Origin of the sequence: Pseudomonas sp. NY15181 (assembly GCF_048068055.1) — a bacterium.
In the GTDB taxonomy this organism is placed as follows: Bacteria; Pseudomonadota; Gammaproteobacteria; order Pseudomonadales; family Pseudomonadaceae; genus Pseudomonas.
Window position 1 is genome coordinate 22,574 of sequence record NZ_JBLUPT010000008.1, and the last position, 15,306, is coordinate 37,879.

Here is a 15,306-nt window from a genome sequence, read left to right on the forward strand (position 1 = left end):
GAAAGAGCGCCAAAAGGGGGTAGTAATGGCGTCATTGCTTATTAGGCTTCCTGCAGATGCTGATGTTTGAGGTTGTCGAGCGGAGGTGGTAGGCTTCGCCCCGCCGCCGGTGTAGCTCAGTCGGTAGAGCAGCTCATTCGTAATGAGAAGGTCGGGGGTTCGATTCCTCTTACCGGCACCAGCTTCAACAAAAAGCCCCGCTTCGAGCGGGGCTTTTTGTTTTCTGGCTTTTAACTAGAGACTCAACCGCATCGACAGGTCCAGCGCCTTGACGTCCTTGGTCAGGGTGCCGATGGAGATGTAGTCCACGCCCGTCTCGGCGACGGTGCGCAGGGTCGCCTCGGTGATGCCGCCCGAGGCTTCCAGCTTGGCGCGGCCGGCGGTGAGGGCGACGGCGGTGCGCATGTCGTCCAGGCTCAGTTCGTCGAGCATGATGATGTCGGCGCCAGCGTCCAGGGCCTGGCGCAGTTCGGCGAGGTCTTCCACTTCGATCTCCACCGGCTTGCCCGGGGCAATGCGGTGGGCTTCGGCGATGGCCTGGGCGATGCCGCCGCAGGCGGCGATGTGGTTTTCCTTGATCAGGAAGGCGTCGTACAGGCCGATGCGGTGGTTGTGACAGCCGCCGCAGGTGATCGCATACTTCTGCGCCAGGCGCAGGCCGGGCAGGGTCTTGCGGGTGTCGAGCAGCTTCACGCCGGTGCCCTCGACCCGGTCGGCGTAATGGCGGGCGCGGGTGGCGGTGCCGGAAAGCAGCTGAAGGAAATTCAGGGCGCTGCGCTCGCCGGTGAGCAGGGCACGGGCCGGGCCTTCGAGGGTGAACAGGGTCTGGTCGGCGCTGACCTGGTCGCCATCCTTGACCTGCCACTTCACCTGGACGCGCGGGTCGACCTGGCGGAAGACTTCGTCGACCCAGGCGCAGCCGGCCACGGTGGCATTCTCGCGGGTGATGATGCGCGCGGCGGCGTCGCGCTCGGCGGGGATCAGTTGGGCGGTGATGTCACCGCTGCCCACGTCTTCGGCCAGGGCGGCGCGCACGTTGGCCTGGATTTCCCCGGAAAGCTCGGCGAGGGTGAGGTTCGGCATGGAGGGCTCCTGTTCGCAGTGACGGGATTATACGGACGGCGAGCCTTGGCGGGTATCGATTGGCGTTTGGCGCTGGCCGATGGTCTGTCGGACAGACGGCAGCAGAATCGGCGTGAATTTCTTCAAGTTTGCGAGAAATGACTCTTGGTTGTTCAGGAACCTTCCCTATAATGGTTCTGAACCTTCCTACTTTTTGACGCCATGAATTTGACGTTAAGGATGATGCTTCGATGACTGTTGGCACCGCCAGCCAGCCCGGCCAGGGCTGACGGCAGGAGACTGTGATGCAGAAGGACGCGAACGCGAATGTAGTGCCGCTGAACAAGCCGGTAACTGCCGAACAGTCGCCGAATTCGTTCGCCGGGCGTTTGCCGGCGGCGCTGGTCAGTGTGCGCGACAAAGTCGCCCTCCAGCTGCGTCAGGCCATGCAGGCGCTGTTCGACAACGCCGACGACACCCTGTTCGAGATGGCCGATCGGGCCTCCAACAACGCCGAACAGAGTGCCTATTTCGAAGCCATGCGTGACCTGCGCCTCAAGCGCAAGAACATCGAACGCGGCTTCCTGCAGAAAGTCTTCGAGCAGTTCGCCAGTCTCGGTCAGTACGAGATCGGTAAGGCTTCGCCGCTGGAGTCGGTCTCCTACGACAACCTTACCCTGGTCCAGAACGACGAGCTGGAAGAGGCCGTGGCGCTGGACGCCATGGTCGCCAAGGTGATGAGCCGTGACGGCGTCGCCCTGGGGCACCTCACGACCCGCCTCAACAAGCTGGTCAGCAAGAAGGTCGAGGACAAGACCAACCCGCTGGGACCGCGCCTGCTGTGCGAGGCGTTCCTCGAGGCGTGCCAGGGGCTGGGTGTCGAGATCAAGGTCAAGCTGATCATCCTCAAGCTGTTCGACAAGTACGTGCTGGCCGAGGCCGAGCACCTGTATGCCGAGGCCAACCAGACGCTGGTTGCCCTCGGTGTGCTGCCGGAACTCAAGAACGTGCCGCTGCGCCGTCCGCCACAGCGGACCGCCCCCAGCCAGGGTGGCGGCGCGGCACCGTTGGCCGGTGCGCTGGAGCAGACCGGCACGCAGTACCTGGACAGCGAGTCCCAGGCGGCCTTTGCCGCCCTGCAGGACCTGCTCTCGCAGGTGCGAGGCAGCGCCGTCGCACCGACCCGCGCAGTCCCCTCCGACGCGGTGCCGATCACCAGCAGCGACCTGATGCGCCTGCTCTCCCACCTGCAGTCGCACCTGCCGGCGCAGACCATCGATGAGATCGATGTACGCCAGCACCTGGACCACCTCCTGAGCCGTGTCAGCTCCAAGAGCGGCCGTTCCCGTGTGGTTGGCCAGGTCGACGAGGACGTCATCAACCTCGTCTCCATGCTCTTCGAATTCATCCTCGATGACCGCACCCTGCCGGACTCCCTGAAGGCCCTGATCGGCCGCATACAGATTCCGATGCTCAAGGTCGCGGTGCTCGACAAGACCTTCTTCAGCCGTGGCAGCCACCCGGCGCGCCGCCTGCTCAACGAGATCGCTTCGGCGGCCCTGGGCTGGGGCGAGCAGACCGACGGCCAGCGCGACTACCTGTACCAGAAGATCGAGCAGGTGGTGATGCGCCTGCTGAACGACTTCGTCGACGACCCGGCGATCTTCTCCGAGCTGCTTGATGAGTTCATCGCATTCACCGGCGACGAGCGCCGTCGAAGCGAACTGCTCGAACAGCGCACCCGCGACGCCGAGGAAGGCCGCGCCCGCGCCGAACTGGCGCGCCAGGATGTGGAGCAGGTGCTCAATGAGCGCCTGCTGGGTCGCACGCTGCCGGAAGTGGTGGTGCGTCTGTTGCAGGAAGCCTGGAGCAAGGTGCTGCTGCTGACCTGCCTAAAGCACGGCACGGCCTCCATCGAGTGGGATGACGCGCTGGCCACCATGGACGATCTGATCTGGAGCGTGGAGCCCCACGAGGACCCGGATTCGCGCCTGCGCCTGCTGGAAATGGTCCCGCAGCTGCTCAAGTCGCTGCGTGAAGGCCTGGCTTCCGCTGCCTTCGATCCGTTCTCTACCGGGGAATTCTTCAGTCGTCTGGAAGGGCTGCACGTGCAGGCGTTCCAGCGCTACAAGCAAGCCGAGGAGCGCAAGGCGGCCGGCCTGGACGACGACCTGCCGCTGCTCGATGAGCCGCTGGACGCCCCTGCCGAGGTCGCCTCGATCGCACCGCAGTCGGCGATGGTGGCCGTGGTGGCGGAAATCGTGCTCGCCACCCCCGGCGAAGCCCGAGCGGTGGAGCCCGACGAAGTACTTGCCGATGATGACGAGTCGCTGCGCCGGGTCGATGACCTGCGGGTCGGCAGCTGGGTGGAGATCCAGGAAGACGAAGAGCACAAGCTGCGCTGCAAGCTGGCGGCGGTGATCCGCCCGAGCTGCCGCTACATCTTCGTCAACCGAACCGGCATGAAGGTGCTGGAGAAGACCCGCATGGGCCTGGCCCTGGAGTTCCGCCGCAACGCCGTACGCCTGCTGGACGACGCCCTGCTGTTCGACCGCGCCCTGGAGTCGGTGATCGGCAATCTGCGTCGCCTGAAGAACGCCTGACCGCCCCGCGGTGCGGTGATCCGCGAGTTCATTTCCCCGGGCCGCTGCTTTAGAGTGGGGTTCTGCCAAGGAGCCCCCATGCAGCTCGATCCCCGTACCGGCTGGTGCCAAGGCGCCCAGCACTGCCCCTCGCCGAACTTCAATGCCCGCCCCGACAGCGAGGTGGTGTCGTTGCTGGTGATCCACAACATCAGCCTGCCGCCGGGCCAGTTCGGCACCTGCAAGGTTCAGGAGTTCTTCCAGAACCGGCTCGATGCCGACGAGCATCCCTATTTCGCCAGCATTGCCGCCATGACTGTTTCCGCGCACTTCCTCATCGAGCGCGACGGTTCGCTGTTCCAGTTCGTGTCGTGCAACGAGCGGGCCTGGCATGCCGGCGTGTCGCGTTTCGACGGGCGCGAGAACTGCAATGATTTTTCCATCGGCATCGAACTGGAGGGGACCGACTGCGATCCGTACAGCGATCGCCAGTACGAAGTCCTGGCGGAGCTGACCCGACAATTGATGAGCTGCTATCCGGCCATCACCCCGGCGCGCATCCAGGGGCACTGCGATATCGCCCCCGAACGCAAGACCGACCCGGGCGAGGCGTTTGATTGGGCGCGCTATTTCGCCGCCATCGGAGCGAAGGAGTCGATATGAGTTTCCTGGTGCTGTTGCTGGTCCTGGCGGTCGAGAAGCTCTCTTCCTGGCGCGCTCAGCTGCAGCGCGACAGCTTATGGCTCGGCTGGCTGGATACCGTGGGCGGTGTGCCCTCGCTGGTGGCGAAGCCCTGGCTCGGGCTGTTGGTGGCGGTGTTGCCGCCCTTGTTGCTGCTCGCCCTGCTGCTGACCCTGCTGGAGCCCGTTGCCTATGGGCTGCTGGCCTTGCCGGTGCACCTGCTGGTGGTGGTCTGGAGTCTGGGGCGCGGCGACATCCTGCGGGCCATCGGGCCCTTCCGTGATGCCTGGCGCCGCGAGGACGCCCAGGGTGCCTATCACGTGGCCGAGCGCGACCTCGGCGTGCAGGCCGACAACGACGACGAGCTGCTGGCGCAGGTCCAGGGCACCCTGGTGTGGCAGGCCTATCAGGCGTTCTTCGCGGTGATCTTCTGGTACGCGCTGCTGGGCCCGGTGGCGGCGCTGACCTACCGCCTGCTGGCCATCGCTGCGGAGCAGGGCCGGCAGGCGGAGCTGCGTGAGCGTGCCGTCCAGCTGCGTCATGCGTTCGACTGGCTGCCGGCGCGGGCACTGGTCCTGAGTTTCGCCCTGGTGGGCAACTTCGTCGCCGTCAGCCGCAGCCTGCTGCATGACCTGCTGGCCTGGGACGTGCCCGCCGCCCGGCTGCTGGCGCAGGCCGGCTACGTGGCCGAGGACTTCAACGAGGGCGGGTTGGGCGCCAGGGGCGTCGCCAGCCTGGATGCGCTCTGGCAGCTGCTGGTGCGCTCGGCGGTGCTCTGGTATGCCGTCTTCGCCATCTGGACCCTGCTGCTGTAAGAGCCTGATACCGGGCCACTGCCGCTGGTCCGGTGATGGCATTTTAACCTTAAGTTACAGAACTCCCCGCCGATATCAGGTACACAGAAGCCTGTGCGCGCCGATCCGGTCTGTGATGTCCATCACGAGCCGTTCCGGCGAGCGCGCGTGCGGCGTGCGCCAGTCCAGGGGCGCACCTGCCATCCCCGACAAGCGACATAACAATAACGGGAACAGGAGACGTCTTTGTGAGGACTGTGCTCTATCCGGCCATCGCGCTGATGAACCGCCTGAGCTTCGGCATGAAGTTCAGCCTGATCAGCGTGCTGTTTTTCCTGCCGATGCTGATCACCAATTTCTACCTGGTGCGCGATTCCTATCGTCAGTTCGTCAGCACCCGCGCCGAACTTCAAAGCCTGCAGCTGATCGGCGATGGCCAGCAGATCCGCCGCAACGTCGAAGCCTACAACGACCTTTTGCAGATCAATGGCGTGCTCGGCCAGTCCAGCAAGGGCGGCGGCATCGATGGGCGTATCGCCAAGCTGCACAAGGACCTGGCGGCGCAGATCGACGCGCTGCAGCCGGTCACCCAGGATGCCGAGCAGGTCGCCGAGTTCAATGCCCGGCGCGATGAACTGCGGGGCTCCCTCAAGGGCGTGGAGAGCGAAGGCTCGCTGCAGAGCAAGGCAGCCACGGCGGCGCGCCTGCTCAACCAGGTGCAGGTCTTCAACAAGCTGCTGCTGTCCCAGGGCGGGCTGAGCCAGGACGACGCCCGTGACGTACGCCAGCTCGCCGAGCTGATCACCGCTGTCACCCCGCAGGTCACCCGGACGATCAGCGTGGGCCGTACCATCGGCGCCAGCGCGCTCGGCCAGGGCTTTATCAATTCATCCTCCAGCGACCGGCTCAACGACCTGCTGCAGGAGCTGGAAAAGCTCCATGCCGAGTACGGCCTGAAGCTGCAGGACGCCCTGGGCGGCAGCGCCGCCGCGCAGGCCGCGTTGTCCGCTGACGCCGAGGCCAGCCGCGAAACCTTGAAGAGCCTGGGCAAGCTGTTCGAGGACCAGGTGGTGATGGCCGATACCCTCGACACGCCCTGGGCCGATTTCTACGACCAGGTCAGCCGGGCGATGGACAAGACCTACTGTCTCGACGACCAGGTGCTGGCCTTCGTCGATGGCAACCTGCAGGAGCGCCTGGCCAGCAAACAGCGGCAGATGCTGTTGCTGGTGGTGGCGCTGCTGGTGGTGTTCCTCGCCATCGGCTACCTGTACAGCGGCTTCTACGTCTCCACTCGCACCACCCTCAAGAGCCTGGGGCAGGTGATGGAGCGCGTTGCCTCCGGCGACATGACGGTCACCTTCCGCGCCCAGAGCCAGGACGAGCTCGGCGAGCTGGGGCAGGCGTTCAACCAGACGGTGGCGCGGATCCATGACCTCATCGAGCAGGTTGGCCGCACCGTCAGCGAAGTCGAGCGGCAGACCGTGCGGGTCGAGTCGGTATCCGCCGAGAGCAACCAGGCCGTGACCGGCCAGCGCAACCAGATCGAGCAGGTCGCCACGGCGATGAACCAGATGGCCGCCACCGCCCAGGAAGTGGCGCGTAGCGCAGCGGTGGCGGTGGGCAGCGCGCACAACGTCAACCAGGAAACCGCCAGTGGTCGCGCCCTGGTGGAGTCGCAGGTCGGCAGCATCCAGCGCCTGGCCGGCGAGATCGACGAGTCGGTGGCGGTGATCAACCAGTTGGCCGCCGACAGCGCCTCGATCAGCCGCGTGCTGGATGTGATCAAGGGCATCGCCGAGCAGACCAACCTGTTGGCGCTCAACGCCGCCATCGAAGCGGCGCGGGCCGGCGAGCAGGGCCGCGGATTCGCGGTGGTGGCCGACGAGGTGCGTACGCTGGCCAAGCGCACCCAGCAGTCCACCGAGGAAATCGAGCAGATGATCGCCCGCCTGCAGAACGGCGTCGGTGCGGCGGTGAAGGCGATGGGCAGCAGCCACCACACCGCGGACGGCACCGTGAGCCAGTCGGAGCAGGTGCAACTGGCGCTGGAGAACATCCTCCAGGCGGTGGGCGCCATCGTCGACCAGAACCAGCAGATCGCCGCCGCCGCCGAGCAGCAGACGGCGGTCGCCCATGACATCGACCAGAACATCGTGCAGATCAACCAGGCCGGTGAGCGCACCGCCGAGGGCGCCAGCGAGACCGAGCGCGCCAGCCGCGAGCTGACCGGGCAGGTGGGCGAGCTCAAGCGCCTGATCGGGGCGTTCCGGGTCTGAGCAAGGGTGTTCATCAGCAGCCCGGTATCCGCGCGAGCGCAAGGACGCTTCCCCATCTCGCGGATACCGGGTTGTCGGTGAATTCAGGGGTACGCCAAGGCTGAATGCCTTGTAGGGCGTATAACGCTCCGCGTTATACGCCGATTGGCCTTGGCCGGACGCCGCTCGTGGTTGACCTGAGAGCCCATTGCCAGGCTCGACCACGGCGTTGGCGATGAAATCGGTGAAACGGCGTACAACCGCGAACGGTTGTACGCCCTACGGTTTCCAGCCGAACAACTCCATCGCATTGCGCGTGCTGGCGCTCGCCAGTTCTTCCGGGCTGATGCCTTTGAGTTCCGCCAATGCCGCGCAGATCTCCGGCAGGTGTTCGGGGCTGTTGCGCACGTAGGGATACATGGCCGGCGCCATGTCCGGCGAGTCGGTCTCCAGCACGATGGAGTCCAGCGGAATCTCCGGCACCACCTTGCGCAGGCGGTTGGCCTGCGGCCAGGTTGGCGCGCCGCCCAGGCCCAGGCGGAAGCCGAGCTTGAGGTATTCGCGGGCTTCCTCGCGGCTGCCGGCGAAGGCATGGATGATGCCCTGGCGCCTGGGTTTGTAGCGCTTGAGTGTGGCGATCACCGCCGCATGGGAGCGGCGTACGTGCAGCAGCACCGGCAGTTCGAAGTCGATGGCGGCGCGCAGCTGGTCCTCGAAGATCGCCTGCTGGCCGTCGCGGTCGAGGTCTTCCAGGTAGTAGTCCAGGCCGATCTCCCCCACCGCGCAGAGCTTCGGGTGGCCCGCCAGTCGCTCCAGCCAGTCGCGCAGCGCCACCAGGTGCTCGGGGCGATGGCGCGCCAGGTAGATAGGGTGCAGGCCGAGGGCGGCATACAGGTCGGGCTCCTGCTCGACCAGCGCCCAGACGTCTTCCCAGTTCTCGTGGAACACTCCTAGCAGCACCTGACGGATCACCCCGCGCTCACGGCTGCGCCGCAGCACCGCCTGACGGTCGTCGGCGAAGTCCGCGCAGTCGAGATGGTTGTGGGTGTCGATCAGCTGCATGGTGTCACTCCGTGCGCAGCTTCAGCGTGCGCGCCACCGGATGGACGCCGGGGGTGTAGCTGTTCTGTTCGATCGCGCTCAGCGCCAGGTCCAGGGCGCGCTCGGCGATCAGGGCGTGCTGCTGGGAGATCGCGTTGACCTTCAGCGGAACGAAGTCGAGCAGTTGGGTATCGCCGAAGGTGGCGATGCGCAGTCCTGCCGGCCAGCCGTCGGGCAGCGCCTGGAGCACGTCGAAGACGCCTTCGAGCAGCACGTAGGAAGTGGTGATCAGCGCGTCGGGCAGCCGGCCCTGGCGCGCCAGCAACTCCTCCATCAGCCGCCGGCCGCACGCGCGGCTGAAGGTCTCGCCGTGCTCGACGAGCACCTGTCCCTTGAACTCGCGCAGCGCGCTGCGGAAGCCCGCCGCACGCTCCTGGCTGATGATCAGCTCCGAGCGTGCGCCGAGCAGGGCGATGCTCCGTGGCGCGGGCTCCAGCAGGCTGGCGGTGAGGCGCTGGCAGGCGTCGCGGTCGTCGCTGACCACCGAGCAGAAGCGCTGCGGATCGAGCTGGCGGTCCACCGCGATCACCGGCACGCCGATGTCCTGCAGGCGGGCCAGGCTGTCGTCGTTACCCGGCAGGCAGCTGGCGACGATCAGCGCATCGCAACGCCGCGCGCGGAACAGGTTGAGCACCTGGCGCTCGGTGTCCGGTTCGTCGTCGGAGCTTGCGATCAGCAGCTGGTAACCACGGGCCCGAGCGCCCTGTTCGAGCAGCTTGGCGAGCTTGGCGTAGCTGGGGTTTTCCAGGTCCGGCAGGACGAAGCCGAGGGTGCGGGTCTGGCCGCGGCGCAGGCTGGCGGCCTGCTGGTCCGGGTGGTAGCCGTGTTCTTCGATCACCGCGCGCACGCGCTCCACCGTGGCGGCACTGATACGGCGCTGCACGGCCTTGCCGTTGATCACATAGCTGGCGGTGGTGACCGAAACACCGGCCAGGCGGGCGATATCACTGAGTTTCAACGCAATGGGCTGCCGACAATTGGGGGCTTCAAGGATCACGCATTATCGAGTAACGTTCCAGTCTCAATAGGTGAAACGATTCAGCATTCCTGTGTGCGTTGCCTGAAGACCGCCCCGGCGGCCGAGAAAGCCACAGGTTCTAAGCTGTTCACCATACAAGCGGATTACCGCCCAAAGCGCCGGCGCGCCTGAACGCCGGCGAGGAGATCGCGATGCTCGAACTGAACGCGCAGCAGGTTCGCATGGACCAGCGCGCCGCCGACAAGCAGGCCGCCCTGGCGTTGCTCGGCGCGGCCCTGGAGGACGACGGACTGGTCGCCACCGGCTACCTCGCCGGTCTGCAGGCCCGCGAAGCGCAGGGCTCCACCTACCTCGGCCAGGGCATCGCGATTCCCCACGGCACACCGGACACCCGCCACCTGGTGCAGCGCACCGGGGTGCGCCTGATGCATTTCCCCGAGGGCGTCGCCTGGGGTGACGGCCAGACGGTGCACCTGGCCATCGCCATCGCCGCCAGGTCCGACGAGCACCTGCACCTGCTGCAACTGCTCACCCGCGCGCTGGGCGACGGCGAGATGGGCGAGGCCCTGCGCCGGGCCGAAAGCCCCGAGGCGCTGCTGCATCTGCTGCGCGGCGCGCCGCAGGCGCTGTTGCTGGACACGCAACTGGTAGGCCTGGGTGTCGCCGCCGAGGATTTCGACGAACTCACCGTGCTGGGTGCGCGCCGATTGAAAAAGGCCGGCTGCGTCGAGCCCGGCTTCGCGGCCGAACTGCAAGGCAGCGAGGCACTGCCGCTGGGCGGCGGGCTCTGGTGGCTGCACAGCGGCGAGCGCGTCTCGCGGCCGGGGCTGGCCTTCGTCACGCCGCAGCGCGAACTGAATCATGCCGGTCTGCCGGTGCGGGGGCTGTTCTGCCTGGCCAGCCGGGGTGACGCGCACCGGGCTATGTTCGAGCGCCTGTGCGACCTGCTGGTGGACGGCCGCGCCAGTGACCTGGCGCGGGCCACCACCAGCCGTCATGTGCTGGAGGCCCTGGGCGGCGAGCTGCCGGTGGATTGGCCGAGTGTGCGGGTGCCGCTGGCCAACCCGCACGGCCTGCATGCCCGCCCGTCGCAGGTGCTGATGTTGCTGGCGCGGGACTTCGAGGGCGAGATTCGCGTGCGCATCGCCGAGGCCGACAGCGCGCCGGTGTCGATCCGTAGCCTGAGCAAGCTGCTCAGCCTCGGCGCACGGCGTGGGCAGGTGCTGGAATTCTTCGCCGAGCCCCAGATCGCCGGGCGCGCGCTGGAGGCTGTGCGCCTGGCGGTGGAGCAGGGGTTGGGCGAGGAGGTCGAGCCGCTGCCCGAGTCGCCGGAGCCCAGTACCGAAGTCGTAGAGGCTGTCGAAGCACAATCGGTCCTCGCGCCGGAAGCGGGCAGCCGCCTGCAGGCCATCGCCGCGTCCCCCGGTATCGCCAGCGGGCCTGCATATCTGCAGGTCGAGCGCGACTTCAGGTTCGCCGAGCGTGGCGAGTCGGTCGAGGTGGAGCGCCAGCGTCTGGATGACGCACGCGAAGCGATTTCCGCCGAGATCGAGGCGCTGGTAAAGCGCACCCAGGTCAAGGCGATCCGCGACATTTTCGTCACCCACCAGGCGCTGCTGGAAGACCCGGAGCTGGCCGACGAGGTGCAGTCGCGCCTGGCCGAGGGCGCCAGCGCCGAGGCGGCCTGGAACCAGGTGATCGAGCGCGTCGCCAGCGAGCAGGAAGCGCTGCGCGACGCTTTGCTGGCCGAGCGCGCGGCCGACCTGCGGGACGTTGGCCGGCGGGTGCTGGCACGCCTGTGTGGCGCGCAGAGTGCGCCCGCGCCGGAGCGGCCCTACATCCTGGTGATGGACGAGGTCGGCCCGTCCGATGTGGCGCGGCTGGACCGCGAGCGGGTGGCCGGCATTCTCACCGCGCGCGGCGGGGCAACCTCGCACAGCGCGATCATTGCCCGCGCGCTGGGCATTCCCGCCCTGGTGGGGGCGGGTGCGGCAGTGCTGGCGCTGGAGAGCGAAACCATCCTGCTGCTCGATGGCGACCAGGGTGAACTGCTGGTCTCGCCGAGCGCGGAATGCCTGGCCGAGGCCGAACGCCAGCGCGACCAGCGCCGACGTCGTGCCGAGCGCGCCGAGGCGCGCCGTCATGAGCCGGCGATCACCCGTGACGGCCATGCCGTGGAGGTCTGCGCCAACCTGGGCGACACCTCCGGCGCCGCGGCGGCGGTGGAGCAGGGCGCGGAAGGCGTCGGCCTGCTGCGCACCGAATTCGTGTTCATGGACAACCCCCAGGCGCCCGACGAGGCGGCCCAGGAGGCCGAGTACCGTCGCGTGCTCGATGCCCTCGACGGGCGCCCACTGGTGGCGCGCACCCTCGACGTGGGCGGCGACAAGCCGCTGCCGTACTGGCCGATCCCCCGGGAGGAGAACCCCTACCTGGGCGTGCGCGGCGTGCGCCTGACCCTGCAGCGCCCGCAGATCTTCCAGACCCAGCTGCGCGCCCTGCTGCAGGCCGCCGCCGGGCGTCCGTTGCGCATCATGTTCCCGATGGTCGGGCAGGTGGAGGAGTGGCGACAGGCCCGCGACCTGACCCGGCGGCTCTGCGCGGAGCTGGGCGGCGAGCATGACCTGCAACTGGGCATCATGGTCGAAGTGCCGTCGGCGGCATTGCTCGCGCCGGTGCTGGCCCGCGAAGTGGATTTCTTCAGCGTCGGCACTAACGACCTGACCCAGTACACCCTGGCCATCGACCGTGGCCATCCGACCCTGTCGGCGCAGGCCGACGGCCTGCACCCGGCGGTGCTGCAATTGATCGACATGACCGTGCGTGCCGCCCATGCCCACGGCAAGTGGGTGGGCGTCTGCGGCGAGTTGGCGGCGGATGCGCAGGCGGTGCCGCTGCTGGTGGGGCTGGGGGTAGATGAGTTGAGTGTGTCGGCGCGCAGCATCCCGCTGGTCAAGGCGCGGGTGCGCGAGCTCGATCTGCCGATGGCCCGCGAGCTGGCGCAGACCGCGCTGGCACTGGGTTCCGCCGCCGAGGTGCGCGAGTGCGTCGCCCAGGCCCTGCCGGAGGTGAACTGATGGCGCGCATCCTCACCGTAACCCTGAATCCCGCACTGGACCTGACGGTGCGACTGCCCCGGCTCGACGTCGGCGAGGTCAACCGCAGCGAGTCGGTGCTCAGCCAGGCGGCCGGCAAGGGCCTGAACGTCGCCCAGGTGCTGGCCGATCTTGGCCATTCGCTGAGCGTGACGGGCTTTCTCGGAGCGGACAATGCGCCGCCCTTCGAGGCGCTGTTCCAGCGCCGTGGTTTCGTCGATGCCTTCGTCCGCGTGCCGGGGGAAACCCGCAGCAATATCAAGCTGGCCGAGGGTGATGGGCGCATCACCGATATCAACGGTCCCGGCCCGCAGGTAAGCGCCGGCGAGCAGGACAGGCTGCTCGATCGCCTCGACCGGATCGCCGGCGAGCATGAGCTGGTGGTGGTCGCCGGCAGCCTGCCGCGCGGCGTCGATCCCGACTGGTTGCGCGAACTGCTGCTGCGGCTCGGGCGGCTCGGCCTGAAGGTGGCGTTCGACAGCAGCGGCGCGGCCCTGCGCGCGGGGCTGGACGCGGCGCCCTGGCTGATCAAGCCGAACGATGCCGAACTGGCCGAAGCCTGTGGACAGGCTTTCGAGACGCCGGCGGCGCTGGCCGCGCAGGCCGAGGCGCTGCGTGCGCGCGGCATCGAGCAGGTGGTGCTGTCCCAAGGCGCGGACGGTGTGCGCTGGTTCGGCCCGCAGGGTCACTGGCGGTCAATTCCGCCGAAGGTCGAGGTGGCGAGCACGGTGGGGGCGGGGGACTCGCTGCTCGCCGGCATGTTGCACGGCCTGCTCGCCGGCTGGCCGGCGGAGCGCGTACTGCGCCACGCCACGGCAGTGGCGGCGCTGGCGGTCACCCAGTTCGAGTTCGGCATCGGCGATGTGCCGCGCCTGAGCCGGATCGAAGACGGCGTGCAGGTCCAGGCCCAGGCCTGACCCGCGCCGCATCCAGAACAACAAGAGGTTATGACGATGAACCTTGCCCTTATCACGGCCTGCCCGAACGGCCAGATCACCAGTGTGCTCAGCGCCCGCCTGCTGCGTGCGGCGGCCGAGCGCCTGGGCTGGTCGGTGTGCGTCGAGCAGCACGACCCGCAGCATCCCGAACGCCAACTCTCCGAGGCGCAGATCGCATCGGCCGACTGGGTGCTGGTGGTCAGCACGCAGCCGCTGGACCTCTCGCGCTTCAACGGCAAGCGCCTGCTGCAGGCGCGCCCGGCCGAGGCGCTGGCTGATCCCGCTGCCTTCCTCCAGCGCGCCGCGCAGGATGCGGCTGTGTGGCAGGGTGAGGAGCGACCGGCCCTCTCCACTGGGGAGGCGCGTGCTGCGAAGCTGGTGGCGATCACGGCCTGTCCAACCGGTGTGGCGCACACCTTCATGGCTGCCGAGGCGTTGCAGCAGGCGGCGCAGCAACTGGGCTACGGGCTGAAGGTGGAGACCCAGGGTTCGGTGGGGGCGCGCAATCCGCTGACTGCCGAGGACATCGCCGCTGCCGATGCGGTGTTGCTGGCTGCGGATATCGAAGTGAACACCGAGCGTTTCGCTGGCAAGCGCATCTTCCGCTGCGGCACGGGTATCGCGCTGAAGCAGCCACTGGTGATCCTCGATCGCGCGCTGGCCGAGGCACGCGAGGAGTCCGCCGCTTCTGCCGCCTCCGGCGCCGCGCCGGGCAGGAACGAAGCGCGCGGGGTCTACAAGCACCTGCTCACCGGTGTGTCCTTCATGCTGCCGATGGTGGTGGCCGGCGGCCTGCTGATCGCGCTGTCCTTCGTCTTTGGCATCGAGGCCTTCAAGCAGCAGGGCACGCTGGCCGCCGCGCTGATGCAGATCGGCGGCGAGGCGGCGTTCAAGCTGATGGTGCCGATGCTCGCCGGCTACATCGCCTGGTCCATCGCCGACCGGCCCGGTCTCGCGCCGGGCATGATCGGCGGTCTGCTGGCGAGCACCCTGGGCGCGGGCTTCCTCGGCGGCATAGTCGCGGGTTTTCTGGCGGGCTATTCAGCGCGGGCGATCGCGCAGTGGATTCCGTTGCCGGCCAGTGTCGCGGCGCTCAAGCCGATCCTGATCATCCCGCTGCTGGCCAGCCTGTTCACCGGGCTGGTGATGATCTACGTGGTGGGCTCGCCGGTGGCGGCGATGATGCATTCGCTGACCGACTTCCTCGCCGGCATGGGTACCACCAATGCCGTCCTGCTGGGGCTTCTGCTGGGCGGGATGATGTGCGTCGACCTCGGTGGGCCGATCAACAAGGCGGCCTACGCCTTCTCCGTCGGCCTGCTGGCCTCGCAGAGCTACGCGCCGATGGCGGCGGTGATGGCGGGCGGCATGGTCCCGCCAATCGGCATGGGCATCGCCACCCTGCTGGCGCGGCGCAAGTTCGCCCAGAGCGAGCGCGAGGCCGGCAAGGCGGCGCTGGTGCTGGGGCTGTGCTTCATCTCCGAGGGGGCGATTCCCTTTGCCGCCAGGGACCCGCTGCGGGTGATCCCGGCGAGCATCGTCGGCGGCGCGCTGACCGGCGCGTTGTCGATGCTGTTCGGCTGCAAGCTGCTGGCGCCCCACGGCGGGCTGTTCGTGCTGCTGATTCCCAATGCGATGAATCACGCGCTGCTGTACCTGCTGGCGATCGCCGTGGGCAGCGTGGTGACGGGGGTGCTCTATGCCGTACTCAAGCGCTCGGAAGCGGCGCCGATGATGGTAATGGGCGAGCCGGTGCAGGGGCGGGTGTAGCCACCGCGTAGGGCGTATAACCGTTCGCGGTTATACGCCGATACAC

The 15,306-nt window shown here is 67.8% G+C and carries 10 protein-coding genes and 1 tRNA gene; 8 read left to right on the plus strand and 3 right to left on the minus strand.

Features of this window, described 5'->3' with window-relative positions:
• Nucleotides 1-105 precede the first annotated feature (105 nt).
• Nucleotides 106-181: transfer RNA gene (locus ACNFBT_RS18455), tRNA-Thr, on the plus strand.
• 53 nt (nucleotides 182-234) lie between these two features.
• On the opposite strand, the gene nadC is transcribed toward ACNFBT_RS18455, so the two are convergent.
• On the minus strand, nucleotides 235-1,083 hold the full coding sequence (gene nadC / locus ACNFBT_RS18460) for a carboxylating nicotinate-nucleotide diphosphorylase (RefSeq protein ID WP_416751770.1): 849 nt from the start codon (nucleotides 1,081-1,083) through the stop codon (nucleotides 235-237).
• A 284-nt stretch (nucleotides 1,084-1,367) separates the two neighbouring features.
• On the opposite strand from nadC, the gene ACNFBT_RS18465 reads away from it, so the two are divergent.
• The 4 genes from ACNFBT_RS18465 to ACNFBT_RS18480 all read left to right on the plus strand — a co-directional run bounded on the left by ACNFBT_RS18465 (nucleotide 1,368) and on the right by ACNFBT_RS18480 (nucleotide 7,398).
• Complete coding sequence (locus tag ACNFBT_RS18465) at nucleotides 1,368-3,665, plus strand: DUF1631 domain-containing protein (protein ID WP_416751772.1); 2,298 nt, start codon at nucleotides 1,368-1,370, stop codon at nucleotides 3,663-3,665.
• Between the two features lie 78 nt (nucleotides 3,666-3,743).
• On the plus strand, nucleotides 3,744-4,307 hold the full coding sequence (ampD, locus tag ACNFBT_RS18470; RefSeq protein WP_416751774.1) for a 1,6-anhydro-N-acetylmuramyl-L-alanine amidase AmpD: 564 nt from the start codon (nucleotides 3,744-3,746) through the stop codon (nucleotides 4,305-4,307).
• A complete protein-coding gene (gene ampE, locus ACNFBT_RS18475) occupies nucleotides 4,304-5,140 on the plus strand; it encodes a regulatory signaling modulator protein AmpE (protein ID WP_416751776.1) in 837 nt (278 codons plus the stop codon). Before ampD ends, ampE begins: the two co-directional genes overlap by 4 nt.
• 1,553 nt (nucleotides 5,141-6,693) lie before the next feature.
• On the plus strand, nucleotides 6,694-7,398 hold the full coding sequence (locus tag ACNFBT_RS18480) for a methyl-accepting chemotaxis protein (protein ID WP_416752187.1): 705 nt from the start codon (nucleotides 6,694-6,696) through the stop codon (nucleotides 7,396-7,398).
• A gap of 258 nt (nucleotides 7,399-7,656) precedes the next feature.
• On the opposite strand, the gene ACNFBT_RS18485 is transcribed toward ACNFBT_RS18480, so the two are convergent.
• Nucleotides 7,657-8,439, minus strand: a complete 783-nt coding sequence (locus ACNFBT_RS18485; RefSeq protein ID WP_416751778.1) for a TatD family hydrolase — start codon at nucleotides 8,437-8,439, stop codon at nucleotides 7,657-7,659.
• Nucleotides 8,440-8,443: 4 nt separating this feature from the next.
• On the minus strand, nucleotides 8,444-9,436 hold the full coding sequence (gene cra / locus ACNFBT_RS18490; protein WP_416751780.1) for a catabolite repressor/activator: 993 nt from the start codon (nucleotides 9,434-9,436) through the stop codon (nucleotides 8,444-8,446).
• A 212-nt stretch (nucleotides 9,437-9,648) separates the two neighbouring features.
• On the opposite strand from cra, the gene ptsP reads away from it, so the two are divergent.
• Genes ptsP through ACNFBT_RS18505 form a run of 3 tightly spaced genes read left to right on the plus strand, consistent with a single transcriptional unit; the run spans nucleotide 9,649 to nucleotide 15,260 of the window.
• Nucleotides 9,649-12,534 (plus strand): phosphoenolpyruvate--protein phosphotransferase, encoded by a 2,886-nt coding sequence (gene ptsP, locus ACNFBT_RS18495; RefSeq protein WP_416751782.1) that lies wholly within the window; start codon nucleotides 9,649-9,651, stop codon nucleotides 12,532-12,534.
• Nucleotides 12,534-13,469, plus strand: a complete 936-nt coding sequence (gene pfkB / locus ACNFBT_RS18500) for a 1-phosphofructokinase (RefSeq protein WP_416751784.1) — start codon at nucleotides 12,534-12,536, stop codon at nucleotides 13,467-13,469. Before ptsP ends, pfkB begins: the two co-directional genes overlap by 1 nt.
• A gap of 36 nt (nucleotides 13,470-13,505) precedes the next feature.
• On the plus strand, nucleotides 13,506-15,260 hold the full coding sequence (locus ACNFBT_RS18505) for a PTS fructose-like transporter subunit IIB (RefSeq protein ID WP_416751785.1): 1,755 nt from the start codon (nucleotides 13,506-13,508) through the stop codon (nucleotides 15,258-15,260).
• Nucleotides 15,261-15,306 lie beyond the last annotated feature (46 nt).